Source organism: Acinetobacter sp. ATCC 27244, from assembly GCF_000156555.1.
In the GTDB taxonomy this organism is placed as follows: domain Bacteria; phylum Pseudomonadota; class Gammaproteobacteria; order Pseudomonadales; family Moraxellaceae; genus Acinetobacter; species Acinetobacter haemolyticus.
In genome coordinates, this window is sequence record NZ_GG665956.1 from 1 (window position 1) to 1,705 (window position 1,705).

Consider the following 1,705-nt stretch of genomic DNA (forward strand, 5'->3'; position numbering starts at 1 on the left):
GCCTCGCCATTTATTTATTTCTAAGAATATTTAAATTATTAATTGCGTTCAAATGTCCCTGTTTCGCTGCTTTTTCATACCAATATTTAGCTTGCTTTTTATCTTTTTTTACGTACACACCCTGCTCAAAGAAAACCCCTAAATTATATTGTGCTTCAGGATTACCTAGTTCAGCAGCTTTTTCAGAGAAACTAAATGCTTTCTCATAGTTTTCTTGATCCAAGTACATTTTTGATAAACCTTCATATGCCCGTGAAGGATTATCTTGGACCCCTAATAAATACCAACGCTCTGCTTTTTCAAAATCAGGTGATCGACCAAAATCCTTAACTCTATATAGTTCTGCCAAGTTCAATTTAGCATCTTTGCTACCATACTTATTTGCTTCTAAAAAATATTCTTCAGCCTTTTGAAAATCCTTATCTTTTCCTAACCCAGCAAAGTAAATCATACCTAATGAGTTTATAGCTTCATGGTTATTAGCTTTTGCAGCCTTTTCAAACCAATAGTAAGCTTTATCATAATTAGGTTTGATATTATCTAACCCATTTAGATAGACCCATCCCATTAGATTCTCTTTTTCATCTAAGGATAGATCTTTTAAATTAAAAATTTCACACTGCTTACTACTACTTCCTGCTAATTTACACTCTTCCTCGAGCGTAGGGAACTTGTCCTGTTTATTCAAATTTGTACAAGCAATTAAGCTACATATAACAATGCTAGTTGAACCCAGCAACAATTTGTTTTTTAACATTTTTATACAAACGCTTAGAATTTCATTTTGAATGACTATTATCTCACAAAAAACTTTTTTGATAACTAAACACGTACTTTAAATTTAACTAATCTTATGGGACCTTTCATTAGGTTAGACCATTAACACTCATCAATAGATTAGAAAGCCCCAAGCTATATAGAATACGCTTCATAGGGGCAAGATCAGCTTGAGTAAATAAGCCAAACTACTTATCATTCTCCATAAGTAGTTTTATATCATCTGGTATTTGATTATTCTTTATTTGCTGTAAATAATTTTTAGCAATTTCTTCATTATTACTTGCAACAAGTGTTAGCCACTTTTCCGCTTTTACCAAGTCTTGAGTTACTCCATTAGTTCCAAAAAAATAGGCTGTGCCTAAATTAAGTTGAGCAAGTGAATATCCCTTAGATGCAGCTAACTCTGACCAATAAATGAATTTTTCTCCACTTTTTGGTACACCCTCACCAAATGCATACAATCCAGCCAATTCATTTTGGGCGATTACATCCCCACTTTCAGCAGATGCTTCTAAAGATTTTAAATAATTTTCATTATCACCAGCTTCAGAATATTTTTTTGATTTTTGATAAGAGTTTTTTTCACTTGATTCAATTTTCTCTGAATCAGGAATCTTGTTTGTCGATATACCATTACTACAACCACTTACCAGCAATAAGGTTAAAAAAATAGAATAAGAAAATTTCATTTACAGACTCCAAAAATTAAAAACTTGACGGAAACCATTGAGAACTCGGAGGTACATTTAAATAAACAGGGTTTTCTTTTTGATATCTCTCACCAAGCTCCTGTAATCTTTTCATTTCTTCATCCCTTCTTTTCTTACACTGACTTTCGCATTTCGCCTCAACTCTACAGTCTTTAAAGTAGCCCAACGTTAAAAATTAATCTGTACTAAATTAACTCGATTTTTATAGCGGCAGA

General features: G+C 32.4%; 2 protein-coding genes. Both read right to left on the reverse strand.

Annotation, left to right across the window (positions count from 1 at the left end; translation table 11 throughout):
- Positions 1-10: 10 nt before the first annotated feature.
- Entirely contained in the window at positions 11-757 is a 747-nt protein-coding gene (locus HMPREF0023_RS08965; RefSeq protein ID WP_005089908.1) for a tetratricopeptide repeat protein, read from the reverse strand.
- A 208-nt stretch (positions 758-965) separates the two neighbouring features.
- Positions 966-1,469: a tetratricopeptide repeat protein gene (locus HMPREF0023_RS08970; RefSeq protein WP_008941905.1), complete on the reverse strand. Its 504-nt coding sequence runs from the start codon at positions 1,467-1,469 to the stop codon at positions 966-968.
- Positions 1,470-1,705: the final 236 nt, after the last annotated feature.

Excerpts from the sequence above, each read along its gene's own strand:
- HMPREF0023_RS08965 (WP_005089908.1), bottom strand. The coding sequence starts at position 757 with ATGTTAAAAAACAAATTGTTGCTGGGTTCAACTAGCATTGTTATATGT.
- HMPREF0023_RS08970 (WP_008941905.1), bottom strand. The coding sequence starts at position 1,469 with ATGAAATTTTCTTATTCTATTTTTTTAACCTTATTGCTGGTAAGTGGT.